Source organism: Flavobacterium sp. GW823-FHT06G12 (assembly GCF_058794775.1).
The window spans coordinates 1,225,488-1,241,257 of the sequence record NZ_JBXAHE010000001.1 but is presented as its reverse complement, the minus strand read 5'-3'; the positions used below and the strand labels follow the sequence as shown (position 1 = coordinate 1,241,257).

General features: G+C 39.5%; 15 protein-coding genes and 1 pseudogene. 8 read left to right on the top strand and 8 right to left on the bottom strand.

What is annotated here, in order from left to right; translation table 11 throughout:
• Positions 1 to 23 precede the first annotated feature (23 nt).
• Together AC1Q5Z_RS05290 and AC1Q5Z_RS05285 are read right to left on the bottom strand one after the other, a co-directional pair.
• Entirely contained in the window at positions 24 to 482 is a 459-nt protein-coding gene (locus AC1Q5Z_RS05290; protein ID WP_041515724.1) for a GNAT family N-acetyltransferase, read from the bottom strand.
• Positions 483 to 565: 83 nt separating this feature from the next.
• Positions 566 to 1,987 (bottom strand): DUF6602 domain-containing protein, encoded by a 1,422-nt coding sequence (locus AC1Q5Z_RS05285; RefSeq protein ID WP_052480037.1) that lies wholly within the window; start codon positions 1,985 to 1,987, stop codon positions 566 to 568.
• A gap of 267 nt (positions 1,988 to 2,254) precedes the next feature.
• On the opposite strand from AC1Q5Z_RS05285, the gene AC1Q5Z_RS05280 reads away from it, so the two are divergent.
• From AC1Q5Z_RS05280 to AC1Q5Z_RS05265, 4 genes are all read left to right on the top strand, one after another.
• Entirely contained in the window at positions 2,255 to 2,644 is a 390-nt protein-coding gene (locus AC1Q5Z_RS05280; protein WP_041515723.1) for a hypothetical protein, read from the top strand.
• 237 nt (positions 2,645 to 2,881) lie between these two features.
• Entirely contained in the window at positions 2,882 to 3,217 is a 336-nt protein-coding gene (locus AC1Q5Z_RS05275; protein ID WP_492444006.1) for a hypothetical protein, read from the top strand.
• A 370-nt stretch (positions 3,218 to 3,587) separates the two neighbouring features.
• Positions 3,588 to 4,637, top strand: coding sequence for a succinylglutamate desuccinylase/aspartoacylase family protein (locus AC1Q5Z_RS05270; protein ID WP_395425562.1), 1,050 nt, complete (start codon positions 3,588 to 3,590; stop codon positions 4,635 to 4,637).
• 109 nt (positions 4,638 to 4,746) lie between these two features.
• On the top strand, positions 4,747 to 5,820 hold the full coding sequence (locus tag AC1Q5Z_RS05265; RefSeq protein ID WP_395425563.1) for a mechanosensitive ion channel family protein: 1,074 nt from the start codon (positions 4,747 to 4,749) through the stop codon (positions 5,818 to 5,820).
• Positions 5,821 to 6,025: 205 nt separating this feature from the next.
• On the opposite strand, the gene AC1Q5Z_RS05260 is transcribed toward AC1Q5Z_RS05265, so the two are convergent.
• Entirely contained in the window at positions 6,026 to 7,408 is a 1,383-nt protein-coding gene (locus tag AC1Q5Z_RS05260) for a hypothetical protein (RefSeq protein ID WP_395425564.1), read from the bottom strand.
• Between the two features lie 189 nt (positions 7,409 to 7,597).
• On the bottom strand, positions 7,598 to 8,413 hold the full coding sequence (locus tag AC1Q5Z_RS05255) for a hypothetical protein (protein ID WP_129022522.1): 816 nt from the start codon (positions 8,411 to 8,413) through the stop codon (positions 7,598 to 7,600).
• Between the two features lie 512 nt (positions 8,414 to 8,925).
• On the opposite strand from AC1Q5Z_RS05255, the gene dcm reads away from it, so the two are divergent.
• From dcm to AC1Q5Z_RS05240, 3 genes and pseudogenes are all read left to right on the top strand, one after another.
• Positions 8,926 to 9,975, top strand: coding sequence for a DNA (cytosine-5-)-methyltransferase (gene dcm / locus AC1Q5Z_RS05250; protein ID WP_492444005.1), 1,050 nt, complete (start codon positions 8,926 to 8,928; stop codon positions 9,973 to 9,975).
• 236 nt (positions 9,976 to 10,211) lie between these two features.
• The gene (locus tag AC1Q5Z_RS05245) at positions 10,212 to 10,373 is read left to right on the top strand and encodes a hypothetical protein (protein WP_492444004.1); all 162 of its coding nucleotides are present in this window, start codon (positions 10,212 to 10,214) and stop codon (positions 10,371 to 10,373) included.
• 383 nt (positions 10,374 to 10,756) lie between these two features.
• A pseudogene (locus AC1Q5Z_RS05240) lies at positions 10,757 to 10,876 on the top strand (XRE family transcriptional regulator); the annotation flags it as partial.
• 138 nt (positions 10,877 to 11,014) lie between these two features.
• Here AC1Q5Z_RS05240 and AC1Q5Z_RS05235 read toward each other — a convergent pair.
• From AC1Q5Z_RS05235 to AC1Q5Z_RS05220, 4 genes are all read right to left on the bottom strand, one after another.
• Positions 11,015 to 11,467 carry an Lrp/AsnC family transcriptional regulator gene (locus AC1Q5Z_RS05235; RefSeq protein WP_095929232.1) on the bottom strand — a complete coding sequence of 151 codons (453 nt, stop codon included), beginning with the start codon at positions 11,465 to 11,467 and terminating at the stop codon, positions 11,015 to 11,017.
• Between the two features lie 149 nt (positions 11,468 to 11,616).
• Positions 11,617 to 12,609 carry a bile acid:sodium symporter family protein gene (locus AC1Q5Z_RS05230; protein ID WP_492444003.1) on the bottom strand — a complete coding sequence of 331 codons (993 nt, stop codon included), beginning with the start codon at positions 12,607 to 12,609 and terminating at the stop codon, positions 11,617 to 11,619.
• A 58-nt stretch (positions 12,610 to 12,667) separates the two neighbouring features.
• Entirely contained in the window at positions 12,668 to 13,699 is a 1,032-nt protein-coding gene (locus AC1Q5Z_RS05225; protein ID WP_492444002.1) for a methionine synthase, read from the bottom strand.
• A gap of 30 nt (positions 13,700 to 13,729) precedes the next feature.
• Entirely contained in the window at positions 13,730 to 14,782 is a 1,053-nt protein-coding gene (locus tag AC1Q5Z_RS05220) for a DUF1852 domain-containing protein (protein ID WP_492444001.1), read from the bottom strand.
• A gap of 268 nt (positions 14,783 to 15,050) precedes the next feature.
• Here AC1Q5Z_RS05220 and AC1Q5Z_RS05215 point away from each other — a divergent pair, with 268 nt between their 5' ends.
• Positions 15,051 to 15,680 (top strand): nitroreductase family protein, encoded by a 630-nt coding sequence (locus AC1Q5Z_RS05215; RefSeq protein WP_492444000.1) that lies wholly within the window; start codon positions 15,051 to 15,053, stop codon positions 15,678 to 15,680.
• Positions 15,681 to 15,770: the final 90 nt, after the last annotated feature.

Below are 15,770 nucleotides of genomic sequence, written 5' to 3'. Positions count from 1 at the left end.
CCTTCATGCCGGCAATGCAATATTTATATATGAAGCTTCATTCCCTCATGTGTCGGCATAAAGCCCAGGCTCTCGTAAAACTTCAAAGCCTCTGGCCTTTTCTTGTCTGTGGTCAGCTGGACCACATGTGCCCCTTTCTGCTTTGAACGCTTTATGGCCCACTCGAACATAAGCTTTCCGAATCCCTTTCCTCGGTCTTCCCTCCTTATCCTGACCGCCTCTATCTGCGCCCTTACTCCGCCCTGATAGGTAAGATACTGGATATAGCTCAGCTGCATGGTTCCGACCAGATCTCCAGCCTTATTAGTGACGGCGACCAGCTCCTGCGAGGAATCAGCGCATATATTTTCAAACGCGCTTAAGTAAGCTTCAGGTAGGGGGATCTGGTAGTCCTCCCTGTTCTGGCCAAGGGCATCATCCGCCAGTAGCCTGATGATTTCGGGCAGATCGTGCGCTTCTGCTCTTCTAAACTTTAAACTCATACTGCTTAATTGATTTAAAATAAACTTCTTAGGAGATTAAACTGCCTTTTAAGTGCAGTAGTTCCCACAATACGCCTGCAAAGCTAGTAAGCAATGTTATTATATTTTTCAATCAAATACTCCCTGTCAACGGCTCCTTCCATCCATTTCCTGACATCTCTGATGCGCTCTTTAACGTTTTTGATTTGGATCTCCATTATTTCACTGTCATCGAGATCCAGATGAGCGGTGCTCCTGTCTTCTGTAAAAAAAGTCTTGTACGGCAGCCAATTCTCCTCCGTCAGCCTTCCGTATGGAGATGACTCCGCGGTCTCGCGAAGTTCGCTAAAGTATAATCCGTTGATTTTTTTTGCCGAATTCTCAACTTCAAGAAAGGCAAAAAGCCTTTGGAGGAAAAAAGATTCCCCAACGCTGAATCCTTTTGTATCTTCAACTGTATATAATACTGGAGAAGAACACTGCTCTGCATCGATCCCGCTGTAATCAATATACGCGCAAACTGCATTGGGAACGCACACCACATCCAGATGATGATGGATAGCAGCGATTTCATTTTTTTTGTAGAAATTGCCTATAGTTACAGCCGCCGATTTATTTGTCAAATCAGTGTTAAATGCAAATATGCCTTTAAAGAAAGGTACGGAGCTCATACCTGAGTCGAATATTTTATCTATTCCCTCCAGCGAATCTGCCAGTGTACCGGAATCAAGGGTCGTCTTAATTTCGATTACGGCAATCACGGCCTCCTTTTTGACCACGACCAGATCATCCTCTCTAAAAACCGGAATATAATTATGCTGGTCGTAAATTATGATATCGATCTGCTTGCTGCTGCCCTCGATGAATCCTGTAGCCACATGAAACTTTTTTGGCACATATTTTCGAAGTACGGAAATAAAAAGCTGCTCTCTATAATTTCCAACAGTCTGTCCGTGGCTTATTACATAATTGATCCTGTCGCTCTGGCTCTTTATTTCATTTGAGATGGAGGAAAGATATCTTTTCTTGTTTTCTAGTTCGATCCTGTCGGGACTCAAAGCAATATACTCATCCCTCTTCAATTTGACATATCTTAATGAATTGAGTGCGATATGCGATTTAATTATTCCCTCTGCATCCGACACGGAAACCCCTAGTTCTTTAACCAATACATTGATGCAGTCAGCGGTCTTTAATCGGTACTGGTCAGAGAAATGCAGCGTATTGATAAATATATGCCAATTTTTTCTGATCTTCTTCTGCAGATCAAGATATGGACCCGAATCGAATGAACGGCGCCTGTCAACAATTAAAAACGGATCGACCTGCTGCTCAAACTCCTCTATTGTATATCTGACCGTTCCTTTTGCCATGGCGTCCGGAGCTATTGAGTGCCACAAAAATTTTACTGCATTTTCCTCTATTTCCGAAATCTGCCCAAGCATGGCAGTGTTATAATGGTCGTTCTTATTTACAATAAGATGTTTCCCTTCCAATAAAAACTTTAAATAATCTTTTGTCGGCAATGTGATGTTTTTTAGGTTAATATTTAAAACTGGACATTACAGTTTTTCTTCAAGTTTATACACTAGTGAATGCTGCAGTGCAAGGCGAATTTACCATTTTTTTTCTTAGCATTTCTCGCCCCAGGCCAGATACTGCCGCTAATTATCGGCTCAGACCGTAAAGCGCACCTGAGCCTCTTGCATTTGGAGATCACTCAAATTTCGGCACGTTATTTGTTTTTTTTTTATAAAACATTAATTTACCGCTGATTAACTAATCTGAAAATTATGAAAACAACTTTATTTTCTCTTCTGTTCTTCGCAATGGCTATAAGCGCATCCGCCCAGAACCAGCCTTCTTCCGGCACAAATGCATTTCCCTGCATCGATGCTGCATACAGGCTTTACAGCACAAACAATATGTGGACCTATATCAAACTCAACACCCGAAACGGACAGATGTGGCAGGTCCAGTGGGACACTGGAAAAAACAGGTTCGAGTCTCCCCTTTCGCTCAAGGCGCTCGCCGCACCCGATCAGGAAAAAAACAGCAGATTTGTCCTCAGCCCCACCACCAATATATACAATTTAATTCTGCTGGACCAGCTTGACGGCCGTGTCTGGCAGGTGCAGTGGTCAAGCAAACCCGAAGAGCGCGCCATTTTAGCCATAGAATAGAAAAAGGACGAAAAAGCATTTTCCTTTATCGGTCCGCAGCATTATTTTTGCACTCTGCTGCGGACACTGCATTTAAATATTGGATAGGCATTACTGCACAAATGGACGAAGTTAAATCTTTGCTATATTTGTTTTTATGCCGGCTGATTTTCTTTAAAATGCGTTATATTTGGCCGGAACAAACAATTAAATCAGCATTTCCCCTTACGCATGAAGCATTTTAAAGGCATATTGATAATGGCGCTCCTTGCCATGCGAATGCTTTACGGCGTTGAAATCCACAGCGTCTCTTCCGTGCTTGCCGATTGCGCCGAGATGCAGAATATTTCAGGCAGGAAAGCCCACCAGTGCGCCGTAGATGCGCCCCATAGCAAAAAGAAAATCCGCATAAGCGCTTCTTCCCAGGACAAAAAAGAAAAGCATAAAACCCCTGCGCTATTAAAATCGCTATCAGAAAAATTTACTGATGAAGCGCTATCGCTCCCTCACAGCAAAAGCACCGCCTATTTTAAGCTGAACACTGCATTTGCAGACGCTTCAAAAAACTCCCTCTACAGACTCCATTTCTTTTAGACTCAAAATTCAGTTTCAAATTTACCGATTCGCTGGCTTAACTATCGATAGTACGCTCATCACATCGTAAAAGAAGGCCGTTTTTTATGTTCTCTGCTGCCACCTGCGATTGCCAGCCTGTAAAACAGCGACCTATCCAGCTGCAAGACCATATATAAAAAGTGCCGGCTTACGAGAAAAGCCCATTATTTAGCATTCGGCTTCAAGAGTCTGAAATGCCCTGTAAAACTATGGCAGCCCGCACTCCCGCTGCGCTTTCCAATACAGCTGAAAACCTGTTTAAACCAATTAAAACCAGACCCGCCGACGGTCTGCAAATCAGTATGGCTATTCTGTATTCAGCCGGAATAATCATCGATTATTTAATGCAATGAAAAATTTAATTCTTTCTTTTATATCGCTTTTGGCAGTCCATAGCGCCCAGTCACAAAAAAACGCGCTTAAGAGATACCTCGAAAAACAGGATGCTTCCACAACCGATACGGTCATCTGTTTGAAATCCTCGGATTCGGTCTGGGCTGATCTTCCCGTGACCCTAATCAGGGGGCGTGAAAAAGGTCCAACCCTTACCCTAGCCGCCGGAATCCGCGAAGGCGGATTTTCCGCCGCCGCTTCCCTGCTGCAGCTTCGCCGTGAGATAATGCCTGAAAAGCTCAAGGGAAACCTCATTATAATTCCCGACGCTGATGTGCAGCGCTACAGCGGCCGCAGCTCCCAATCCGACAACATCCGAATGTCCCATCTTTCCGATGCTTTTCCGGGCAGCGCCAAGAGAACCGCGGCAGAATTGATCGCCGATTTTATTTCGACTGATGTCTTTGATGCAACTGATGTATTTCTGGAGCTGAACGGCTGCTATTCCGGCAGTGATCCGATAGCTTTTATGTGCTACTACGACAATGCGGAATTCATGCAGCAGACAATGCTGGCGTACCGCCTGAGCGAAGCAAGCGGACTCGGCACCATCCTGAGCCATCCGTACCCGCTCTCATCAGGAGAGCCTTCAAAATGCGCCGTGAAGCAGGCGGTCAGGCTGGGAATTCCCTCATTGAGCATGACATTAGGCGGATATGAAAAACAGGGATCCTCCAGCCAGCCATCGGATGAAGAAGCGCTTTACAGGATTATGGCAAAATTGGAAATCTACAATAATGGCACAACAAAGCCTTCCCGCACAAAGAAATCCAGGTATAACAGAAAGGCCTGTATAAAGGTTCCATTTCAGGGCATATTCTGCAGCTCCATTAAGCCAGAGGATAAAATCAAAGAAAGCCAGAAGATAGGCTATCTGACCGATATTTTCGGCAACAGGAAAAAAACTCTCAGAGCGCCCGAGTCGGGCACCGTACTTTACAAAACAGATGCAGATGCTGTAAATGCTGACGAAACTGTAATCTGCATCGGATACAGGATCCAATAGCAGAAATATCTGCTGGATTTCGATTTGGAGCAGTTTCTGCCAAGACAGATAACTACGCTGCGCACTGCATGCATATATCCATTTCTTTAACACAATTAAATCAAAGATCATGAATGAGATTTTAAGCACCCCACTTTGGGGAAACACAATATATAAATGGCTCACAGCACTGATAATTATAATTGTCCTTTTCGCGATTATAAAAATATTCAAAGTGTACATTTTCAAGCGGCTCAAAAAATGGGCAGCTGCAACCGCCACATCCTGGGATGAATTCGCAATGGAAGTCATTGAGAAGAACATTCTTCCCCTGCTGTACATAAGCACCGTTTATTTTGCCCTGCAGACTTTGGCCTTGGGCCTAAGGGCAAAAAATATTCTTCATACGGCATATATGATTGCCATCACTTTTTTTGTAATCAAAATAATAATTGCCGCTTTCAAAAAATTCGTGCTGTCCTTTATCAAACGCGACCAGGACAGCGAAAGCAAAGAAAAGCAGGCAGGCGGGCTTATCGCCATAGTCAATATCATCATCTGGCTATTAGGCGCCGTATTTCTGATTGATAATATGGGCTACAATGTGACAACCATTGTAGCGGGTCTGGGTGTCGGAGGTATCGCTATCGCGCTTGCGGCACAGACCGTGCTTGGAGATCTCTTCAGCTATTTTGTCATCTTCTTTGACCGTCCATTTGAAATCGGAGATTTTGTAACGGTGGGCACAGACAGCGGCGTTATCGAATATATCGGGATTAAGACCACCCGAATCAGAACCCTGAACGGAGAACAGCTTGTCTGTTCCAATACAGACCTGACCAACTCCAGGCTGCGCAACTTCAAGCGGATGGAAAGAAGAAGGATTGTTTTCGCAATCCGTGTCACCTACCAGACCACTAACAGACAGCTTAGGGACATTCCCGGTATTGTTGGAGAAATAATAGCCTCGAAAGATAAACTGAGCTATGACAGGGGGCATTTTTCAGGTTTTGGGGATTTCAGCCTTAACTTTGAATTCGTCTACTACGTCGATGACCCGGATTACAATTTCTATATGGACGCCCAGCAGGCCGTCTATCTTGAAATTTTCAGTGCCTTTACAGAAAAAGGAATTGAGCTTGCATATCCAACGCAGACCATACAGATTGAAAGCCTTCCGGTATTCTCAGTTGCAAGGAACTAAATAACAACATACTAGGCGATATTCTTTCGCTGAAAAATCTAGACATTTATTAAAGAGACAATTAACCAATAATTGTCTCTTTTTCTGCTGACATAAAGCGCAGGCGAATGGTTTTGATGGTCAATAATCGTTTTCCCGTCCATTTTGGCTGCTCCGATATTTAAAATAAGCTCCCAAGGCATCACAAGCGGAATGCTAAAAAGTATCAGGCAATAATGGCAAGTATGATATCATAGACAAGCGCTTTAAGCTCCTTATTACAGAGCGATAAATCCCTGTCGGGCGGATTTCCATGATAAATCAGGTTCCTGACTTTAATAAGCTGGCCAAATTCCACATCATAATCGTCCGGATCCAGATGGAGATATTTTATAAAACCCTCAAACTGATCGATAAGGCCGGTCTTTTTAATAAAGGATACTTTCTCAAAAGCTTTAGAATCAAATTCCTGTTTATCTGCGTCCGCGACTATTTCACCGATTTCTTTTATCTTCTTTTTTATGAACTTATTAATAGAGCTTTCTGATCCTGTAAAAGCATATTCTTCCTTGACAGTGAAAGCACTGCCGTCCAAGGGCTCATTTAAGAAATAGTTTCTGAACTTTTCAACGATGTTGTAAAGGACCATGAAAGCTGAAATATCATCAAGGTGCTTTATCCTTACGAGTCTGGGAACAGCCTCCTGTATAAGCTCCCTGAAAGTTTGGAATTTCTCAAAATTTACCGAATCTGCAAAATCGTAAATATTCTGATATTTGTCCTTCAAATGAAATTCCTGCGAGGAATCAAAGTTTTCGCCGGAAAGCTTAAAGACTTCTCTGGTGCCAAAATTATCCCTATCATTCACCCTGAGCAGGGCATTGAAAAAATCAATGTTCTTCTCCCAGTACAGGGACATCAGCAAGCATAAGTCTTCTCCGAGGGAAAGCAGCTCCAGATCTTTAACTTTTTCGCTGTCATCCCTTAGAGCCAGCTGTGCATCTCTGGTTATTACAAAATCCTTTTTTGGTTCGCCCTGTTTATAGGAATGGCTTAATGAAAGCATAAATTCGACAGGACCAAACCTGGTCCATCTGTTATGGTTCCGTTCAATGAATTTGTCATCTGAATCATAAGTTCCAAGCTGGCCGTACTGGATATATCCTGTGAGATGGGAAATGGCATTGTCTGCCAGGCTGAATCTTGCGTCAGCGGCATACCTTCCATTCTGGAAAAGACAGAAATTTCGAATAACCAGTATGACGGATTTCTTGTCATGATCGAAATAATTAGTTCCATGAAAATCTATCAGAGAGCTTTCAGAAAACTCAAAAAACTCCGGGTTCACCCATTTATATGGCGATAATGCAGGATTTACCAAGTCCAGGATGCTGGTTCCTGCTTCTGCAAGTGCTCTGAATTTCTCGTACAGATGATCAGAGGGCTTATAATAAATAATCAGCTGCGCCTCTTCAGGTCTTCTCTGGTTATATATCAGTCTCGCATCAAACTGCGAATCTCCGCTTTCACCGGGAAAGCCGTCCAGCAGTTCTTTATGCTCTGACAGCTTTAGCAGTATGGGCACATCATTTTGAAAGTAGTCTTTCATTATTATAAATTATAATTAAAGCATTATTTAAGTTTAGACGGCGCAGAATAAAATATGCAGCCAGCCAAATTTATTAAAATAAAACAGAAAAAAACGCAGGTAGAATTACCTGATATCTCAATTTCTCTTATTTCTGGAGAGCCAATCAATCTAAAGATTTTTGCTAAAATCAATATTTTACACCACATTTTAATGTACCCTTACAACCGAAGATTCGGGAAAATCGACGTCAAGATATTTCTTTATGATTCCGGTTATAACATCAATGCGGGTCCCGATAATCACAGATCGGTTTTTGACAGGCCAATCGGTCATTATTGCAGTTAATTTTGGCTTTACAGTTCCCGAAATCAAATGCGAAGGATCCGTATACCACAAGCCGCACCCGCTGATTCCGTGAAGGTCTGGTCCAGTTCCAAAGGTACCATTCCTGCTGTTATACGCAGATTTTTTATTATAGTGGGCAACTACATTAACTGCCGGATTTCGATTTAAATTAGAATACTGGTCGAGTTTCGCCGGCGAAGTAAAATGAAAAAACGTGGTGGCATCAAAAATATCGGTCTTGTACAAAACTTTAGACTTTGTTGCAGGGTAACCAAGAAAAGTGTAGCACTCCCCGTCTTTGAATGTGTGGTTGATTGCAAGATCATCTGCCTGGACAAAACTGTATCTTCTTAAAATATGCTGGACGCAATTATCATTGAGTTTCAAGACCGCCACATCTACTCCATCTCTCTCCCTATTTGCAGGACCAATATAAAAAGTTGTCCCGCCTGGCCTGATCGTTTCATAATCTTCCGATAAGAAAATAAATAAATCCCTGTACCTGTCAAAAACATGAGCGGCTGATACAAGAAAATAATGCTCTTGAATCTGTATAAACACACCTGTCCCATGAACTTTATAGTTGGAGGTATCAGTGAGAAGAATGCATGTGTAGTTCCTCATTGAACCCAGACTCATTAATTGAAGCTCTCTATATAATTCTTCCGGTGTTTTCATATCGCAAAAAATTAACTAAAAAAAAAAATTATCATACTAGATCTGATTGATGATTTTTAACTTTCGTTGAAACCCTTATGCTCAAATGCTTTGTGCAGCCAATTCAATAAAAATAATAAAAATAAAAAAAATAAATTGGCTCTCGTTCTTTTTTACGCTGTCAGCTGCGTTAATAAAATTTCCAGAACAAATGAGCGGCATCGGCTGCCTGCAAAGCAGTTCGTCTAACTAAACAGCCTACAGAAATTTCTCTGCTCGAGGTATCGGCAGTGCTTGCTGCATTTAACAGGTTATAATAATTATTCCTTTAGGATGCCCGCAGAATATCCAATACATTATTTTCAAATTTACCATTAAATTTACTGCAATTCTTGCGGTCGAACTCTATTGCCGCCAAATGGCGGAAATTAGAGACAATTAAAGACATCATATCGTTTGAGCCATAAAACAAAATAAGTTTGAATCATCGTCTAATTCATAATTGACAACGAAGTGTTGAAAAAAATGCAGATATGATATACTCTAATTCCGCTGGTAAAAATAATGCCTTACCAAAACAATCAATTGAGGTAAAGTCTTTTCCCTTTTCGTCATCTGAGAAAACCTCTTTTACCTTTATAGACCTATTTGCAGGCATTGGAGGTTTCCGAATGGCAATGCAGTCTGCTGGCGGAAGATGCGTGTATTCCAGCGAATGGGACAAGGCGGCTAAAACAACATATTTTACAAATTTCGGTGAGATGCCTCTAGGTGATATCATGCTGCAGGACGTTAAGGATTCCATTCCAGCTAAATTTGATGTGCTCTGTGCAGGATTTCCCTGCCAGGCTTTTTCAATTGCCGGACTCCAGAAAGGATTCTCAGACAGCAGAGGTCGGCTATTTTTTGAAATAAAAAAAATAATTGAAAAACACAGGCCAAAAGCCGTAGTACTTGAGAATGTAAAAAATTTATTAAAACACGACAAAGGACGGAGCTTCAAAACAATACTCGACATTCTTGAAGGGCATCTGGGTTATAAGGTATTTTATAAAGTCCTCAACACAATGACCCATTCCAATATACCGCAGAATCGGGAACGGATTTTCATCGTCTGTTTCGATCCTTTACAGGTAGCGAATCACTCCAAATTTAAATTTCCAAAGAAAATACCTTTGACAAAAACTGTAGCGGATTTTCTGGAAACAGAGAGACAACCAGAATGCTATTATTACTCCGCCAAGAGTTCTATCTACACCAAGCTTGAAAAAAATGTCACCCAAAATACCGCGGTTTATCAGTGGCGCAGGACTTATGTCCGGGAAAACAAAAACAGTGTCTGTCCCGCACTAACAGCAAACATGGGCACGGGCGGCCATAATGTGCCGATAATAAAAGATTATTACGGCATACGAAAACTGACTCCCCGAGAATGTTTTGCCCTGCAGGGATTTCCCGTTGACCAATTTATTTTTCCCGAAATTTCAAAAAGCAGCCTTTACAAACAGATAGGTAATTCCGTGACGCTAGCTCTTGTGCAGAAAATTGCCGCTGAAACGGCCGCAATATTAAAAAGCAGTTAAACTCCTTTTATAAATGGTTCGAGAAGTGTCTTGTTGCCTCTCATATTTTCGATTATGGCTTGCTGCTTTTTTGTCATGTACTAAAAAATGGTTTCAAATTATAATTTGCAACAAATGTACTGGACATTTTCTTTGTCTTGGAAAACTAATCCATTAACTTTCATAAGATTTCTACCTACCGCCTTGCTGATTTACGCTCCTATGTTTTAGTATTAATCAAACCAAAAGATTTTTTTATGAAAAACGTTATCATTTCTCTGACAGCATTCTTTTTTTCGGTTTTCATTTATGCGCAGGAAAAAACGAATAGCATCCCCAAACCCGACCCTGACTTTAAAGGAACTGTTGCTCTGAAAGGGATTACTTTTATGCCACAAAACCTAAATCGCATAAAATAATTCATAGAGCCAAAGAAAGACAATCCTACCCTAACATAAAACATTTTTTTTAATCCTCAATAAAATTTGTAAATTTATATATAAGTTTCATGCTATGAATCAGTTGAGTTTTTATATTTTTTACATCCATCCCCAACGGTACATCTAAACCAAAATTATAAAGCCAATGAAAGACAGACACTACCTGTAGTACGCCAATCTCTTCAAATCTTCCAAAAAATTTATTGTAATTTGTCCCGTAGAGGTCACAAAATTAAAATCCCATTTCTTAACGAAATGGGATTTTTTTTTATTTTAAAACACAGGTTTTAATTCAAAAAATGGCTTTGCCTTTAAACCTTTGGAAATTGATATTTGTTATGGAACAGAAAATTGAAATTTTCAACAACAATCCAATTGAAGAAATCAAAAAACCTCACGAAGAAAAAATTGCTTTATTTGGACGTATGTTGAAAGAGAAAGATGAAATGATAACTAGGCTTGAGAAATTAATTGGTAAATAATTATTAATAAAGATATTAATCAAAAAAAGAGACTTTGAAAGTCTCTTTTTTGGTTTTAGAATATCATTTTCTAGTGCGAAGTTAGAAGATATTCGTAAGGCTTTTTATAAAAACTCTTTGGAATATTCGAACGCGGAACTATCCATACAAATTTTTTATCTCCGACATAACAAAAGTACTTTGGGTACTCCCTATACTTTCAACTGATCCCAATTTATTAAATACAAAATCCTGATAATGCTTCATGTCTTTGGCAGAAACTTTCATTAAAAAATCATAATCTCCTGAGATATTATAACATTCTACAACTTCCTCTATTTTCATAATATCACTAACAAACTGATTCCCGATATTACGATCGTGCTGTTTAAGTTTGATATTACAAAAAACAATAAACCCTCTGTTTAGTTTTTCTGCATCCAACAAGGCTATATATTTCTTAATATAGCCACTGTTCTCCAATCTTTTAATTCGCTCAAAAACAGGCGATGCTGAAAGATTTACCATTTTAGCAAGCTCTTTTACAGTGTATTTAGAATTATCGTGTAGTATATTTAATAACTGAAGATCAATATCGTCTATTTGTTCCATAGAATATTTTGGTTTAATTTATTTCGAATACAGAATAAAATTCTTCAAATATAACCAAAAACAATACAAAAATCTTGTTTTTCACAAATTAAAAACATAACATACTGCAGCAGTTATCTTCACAGTATAAAAATCTACAAGGCAATATTTTATACTTCTTTTCGTCGAGCCATACCCTGAGCAATGATGCTGGCAGCAATCAATTGCAAAGCATGATAAAGCATGAGCGGTAACAATACGATACCTGTGATAGTACTGTGCTGAAAAAGTACTTTTGACATAACGGTGCCGTGTACTAATGACTTTTTAGACCCGCAGAATAAGACAGTAATACGGTCTTCTTCTGAAAAACCAAGCAGGCGGCTGAGTAGTCCGACACAAAAGAATACGGCAAAAAACAACACCATCATTCCTGCAGCGAGTCCAGCAAGTTCAAGGGCGGTGAAACCTTCAAAAAGATGTTCGGAAAATGACTTGCAAAACGACGTATAAATAATCGTTAGAATAACTGCCTGATCAAAATATTTGAGCTGTTTCTTGTATTTTTCGGCAATGGCGCCGAAACGGGAATTAAGGCTTATTCCAATGATGACAGGCATTAAGACTTGAAGAATCAACTTTATGACGATTTGAGTAACATCAAAATCGCCTGTTGCGGAAGCTATAAACAGCCCAACCCAGAGCGGCGTAACCACTACTCCGATCAAACTGGAAATGCTTGCATTGAAAATGGCCGCGGGAATGTTTCCTTTGGCGATGGAAACCATGACCACCGCAGAGGAAACTGTTGACGGCAATGCTGCCAGAAAAAATACACCCAGCCAAAGCAGCTCGAAACCGTTATTGACAAACAACGGGCGAAATGCCAAAACAAGGAGCGGAAAAAATAAAAAGGTGGTCAACTGGACAACAATGTGCATTTTCCAGTTAGAAAGTCCAGCTTTTAGTTTCTCAACGCTCAGTCGCATACCATAAAATAAGAAAATCAAGGAAACGCTTGCATTGGCAATCTCCTCCAGCGAAATAGGTTCTTTGACCATGCCTGGCTTTGGCAAAAAATAAGCCATCAGAATCATGGTGGCTATCATTAACAGGAAATTGTCGAAACCTGCTTTTTTTAGTACTTCTAATAATTTATTCAATGTGTTTTAAATATTATTTCTCCGTGGAGACACGGACTTTCTTATTAATATATTAAGACTAAATCCCAAGTTCTTTGCGTATAATTTCTGCTCCTGCGCTTAAAGCACTTAACTTGCCTCTAGCCACGTTTCGTGATAGCGGAGCCATACCGCAGTTTGTAGAAGGGTAAAGATTTTCTGCATCTACAAACTCAAGCGCTTTACGCAGGGTATTAGCCACTTCTTCTGGTGTTTCAATAGTATTGGTTGCCACATCAATGGCACCAACCATTACTTTTTTACCGCGAACAAGTTCCATTAAATCTAAAGGCACATTGGAGTTGTGACATTCTAGTGACACCACATCAATTTTAGATTTCTGAATTTTTGGAAAAATTTCTTCGTATTGTCGCCACTCTGAACCTAATGTCTTTTTCCAATCGTTATTTGCCTGTATTCCATAACCATAGCAAATATGAACCGCAGTTTGGCAGTGTAAACCTTCAATGGCTCTTTCTAATGCTGCCATTCCCCAATCGTTTACTTCATCAAAAAACACATTAAATGCAGGTTCATCAAACTGGATAATATCTACACCTGCATCTTGAAGTTCTCTTGCTTCTTCGTTGAGTGCTTTCGCAAATTCCCACGCCAATTTTTCTCCGCTTTTATAATGGTCGTCATATAAAGTATCTACCATTGTCAACGGGCCTGGCAATGCCCACTTTATAGGCTTATTAGTCTGTTTACGTAAAAATTTAGCATCTTCAACAAAAACTGCTTTTTGACGTGCAACCTCACCTACCACCACTGGAACACTCGCGTCATAACGGTTACGGATCTTTACTGTTTTACGATTTTCAAAATCTACACCACTTAAATGCTCGATAAAAGTCGTTACAAAATGCTGGCGTGTCTGCTCACCGTCACAAATGATATCTAGATCTGCCAATTGTTGTTCCTGCAAAGAAATGCGCAACGCATCTTGTTTCCCTTCAAGTAGCTGATCGCCTTCTAATTTCCATGGTGACCAAAGTTTTTCGGGTGGTGCAAGCCAAGCAGGTTTGGGTAAACTTCCAACAATAGAGGTAGGTAATAATAATTTCTTCATAGTAGTATAATTTTAATGCGTTGTAATCAATTAAAGGGTAAAATTAGCAGACCATTGTTCCAGGAGACTTTTGTAAGGTTTAATGAAATGCTCTTCTGCATATTTACCCTGTTCAACAGCCAGTCGGCTGCGTTCTTCGCGGTCATAATCCACGCGAGTTAGTGAATAATCTTCGTGTTTAAGACTAGGTTGATAGATTTTCCCAGCCACTGAATTTGCATTGTAAATTTCAGGGCGATAAATCTTCTGAAAAGTCTCCATCGTACTGATTGAGCTGATTAATCCAAGATCTGTATAATCGGCAAGTAGATCTCCGGAATGATAAAAAGCCATCGGTGCCACACTATTCGAAGGCATGAAAAAACGAACTTTTAAGCCCATTTGAGAGAAATATTCATCAGTGATAGAATACTGATCTTGCAGATACTCAAAACCCAGAACTGGATGCTGATACTCTGTGCGACTATAAGTTTTGTTACTCGATACACTTAGACAAATGATCGGTGATATCTTAAAGTGCTCTTTATAAGTGGCTGAATTCACAAAACACTTATAAAGTTTTCCGTGCAACTCACCAAAATCCTCAGGAATAGAAAAAGTAGATTTATTTTTATTATGGTCAATCAATAAAATACTGAAATCATAATCCCGAACATAAGAGGAATAATTATTTCCGGCAACTCCTTCGATTTGCTGGCCGGTCTTACGGTCAATAATATTTGTTTTTAAAACTTCAATCATCGGTAGATCATTACTACCGTTCTTATCATCAATAATCATTGTTACTGTGAGAATTTCAAGTTCTACATGGTAACGATCTCCTTTTGGATTATCCAAATGAGCCAATGCATTGAATCGATTATTAATCATATTTAAGGCATTGCGTAAGTTTTGCTGGCGATTAGCCCCTCTGGCCAAGTTGGCAAAATTGGTTGTCAAACGCGTTTTACTTGAGGGGTGATAATTTTCATCTAAACAAGTGCTTTTTAGCGTGAACACAAAATCATTTTGGATTGTATTCTGGGTATTTTCAATATCCTGCTTTTCACTTATTCTTAAATCTTCTTGTATTTTCGCTTTCATTTGATGACAAGGTTTAGTTTTTTTACCTTGCAAATTTTAAAACAAAAGATTTAATATCCTATTAAATCAAAAAATACAGTTAAATATTCTTTTTTAATATATTTTTAAAGATTATTAATCTTTTTACAAATAAAATATTGAAAGAAAACAGATAATTATTCTTTGGAGAGCTAGGACATGACCCATTTGAAATTTCCCATAGCAATTCAAACCTCGAAAAAGAAAACAATATAATTTATATTTGCCAAAATTTAAGATAGATATAGTAATGAATTTAATAGAAAATTTAAAATGGCGCTATGCCGCCAAAGCTTATTCCAACATTAAAGTAGCAGAAGAAAAAGTTGACCAAATCTTAGAGGCTATAAATCTCTCAGCATCTTCTTGCGGTCTGCAATCTTACCGTGTTTTTGTTGTAAGCAACCCAGAAATCCAAAAAAAATTAGGTGCTGATTCGTATAATAGACAAATTGAATCTTGTTCTCATTTGTTGGTTTTTGCTGCACTCAATGACATGTCTTCGAGTTACATTGACAATTACATGGCAATGACAGAAAAAGAAAGAGGTCTTGATGCTGGCGCTTTATCAGGATTTAGAAATGGATTGCATGCTTATTTTAGCGCTATTAACTCAGAACAGAAAGCACTTTGGGCAGCAAAACAGGCTTATATTGCACTGGGAACAGCACTTATTGCTGCAGCAGAATTGAAAGTGGATGCCACTCCTATCGAAGGATTTAATGCTTCTATTATCGACGAGGTTTTAGGTTTGAAAGAGAAAGGGCTGCATTCTACAGTTATTCTTGCTTTAGGATACCGTGATTTGGAAAAGGACTACATGGCAACTATGAAAAAAGTTCGTTTGCCTATAGATGAAATGGTAACGAAAGTTTATTAATACTATTAAATATGTTAAATTATTATGGAAAAAGTATACATTCAACCTTTTGGAATTGATAACTTCTCTGCCATAAAGAGCTAAGCAAAT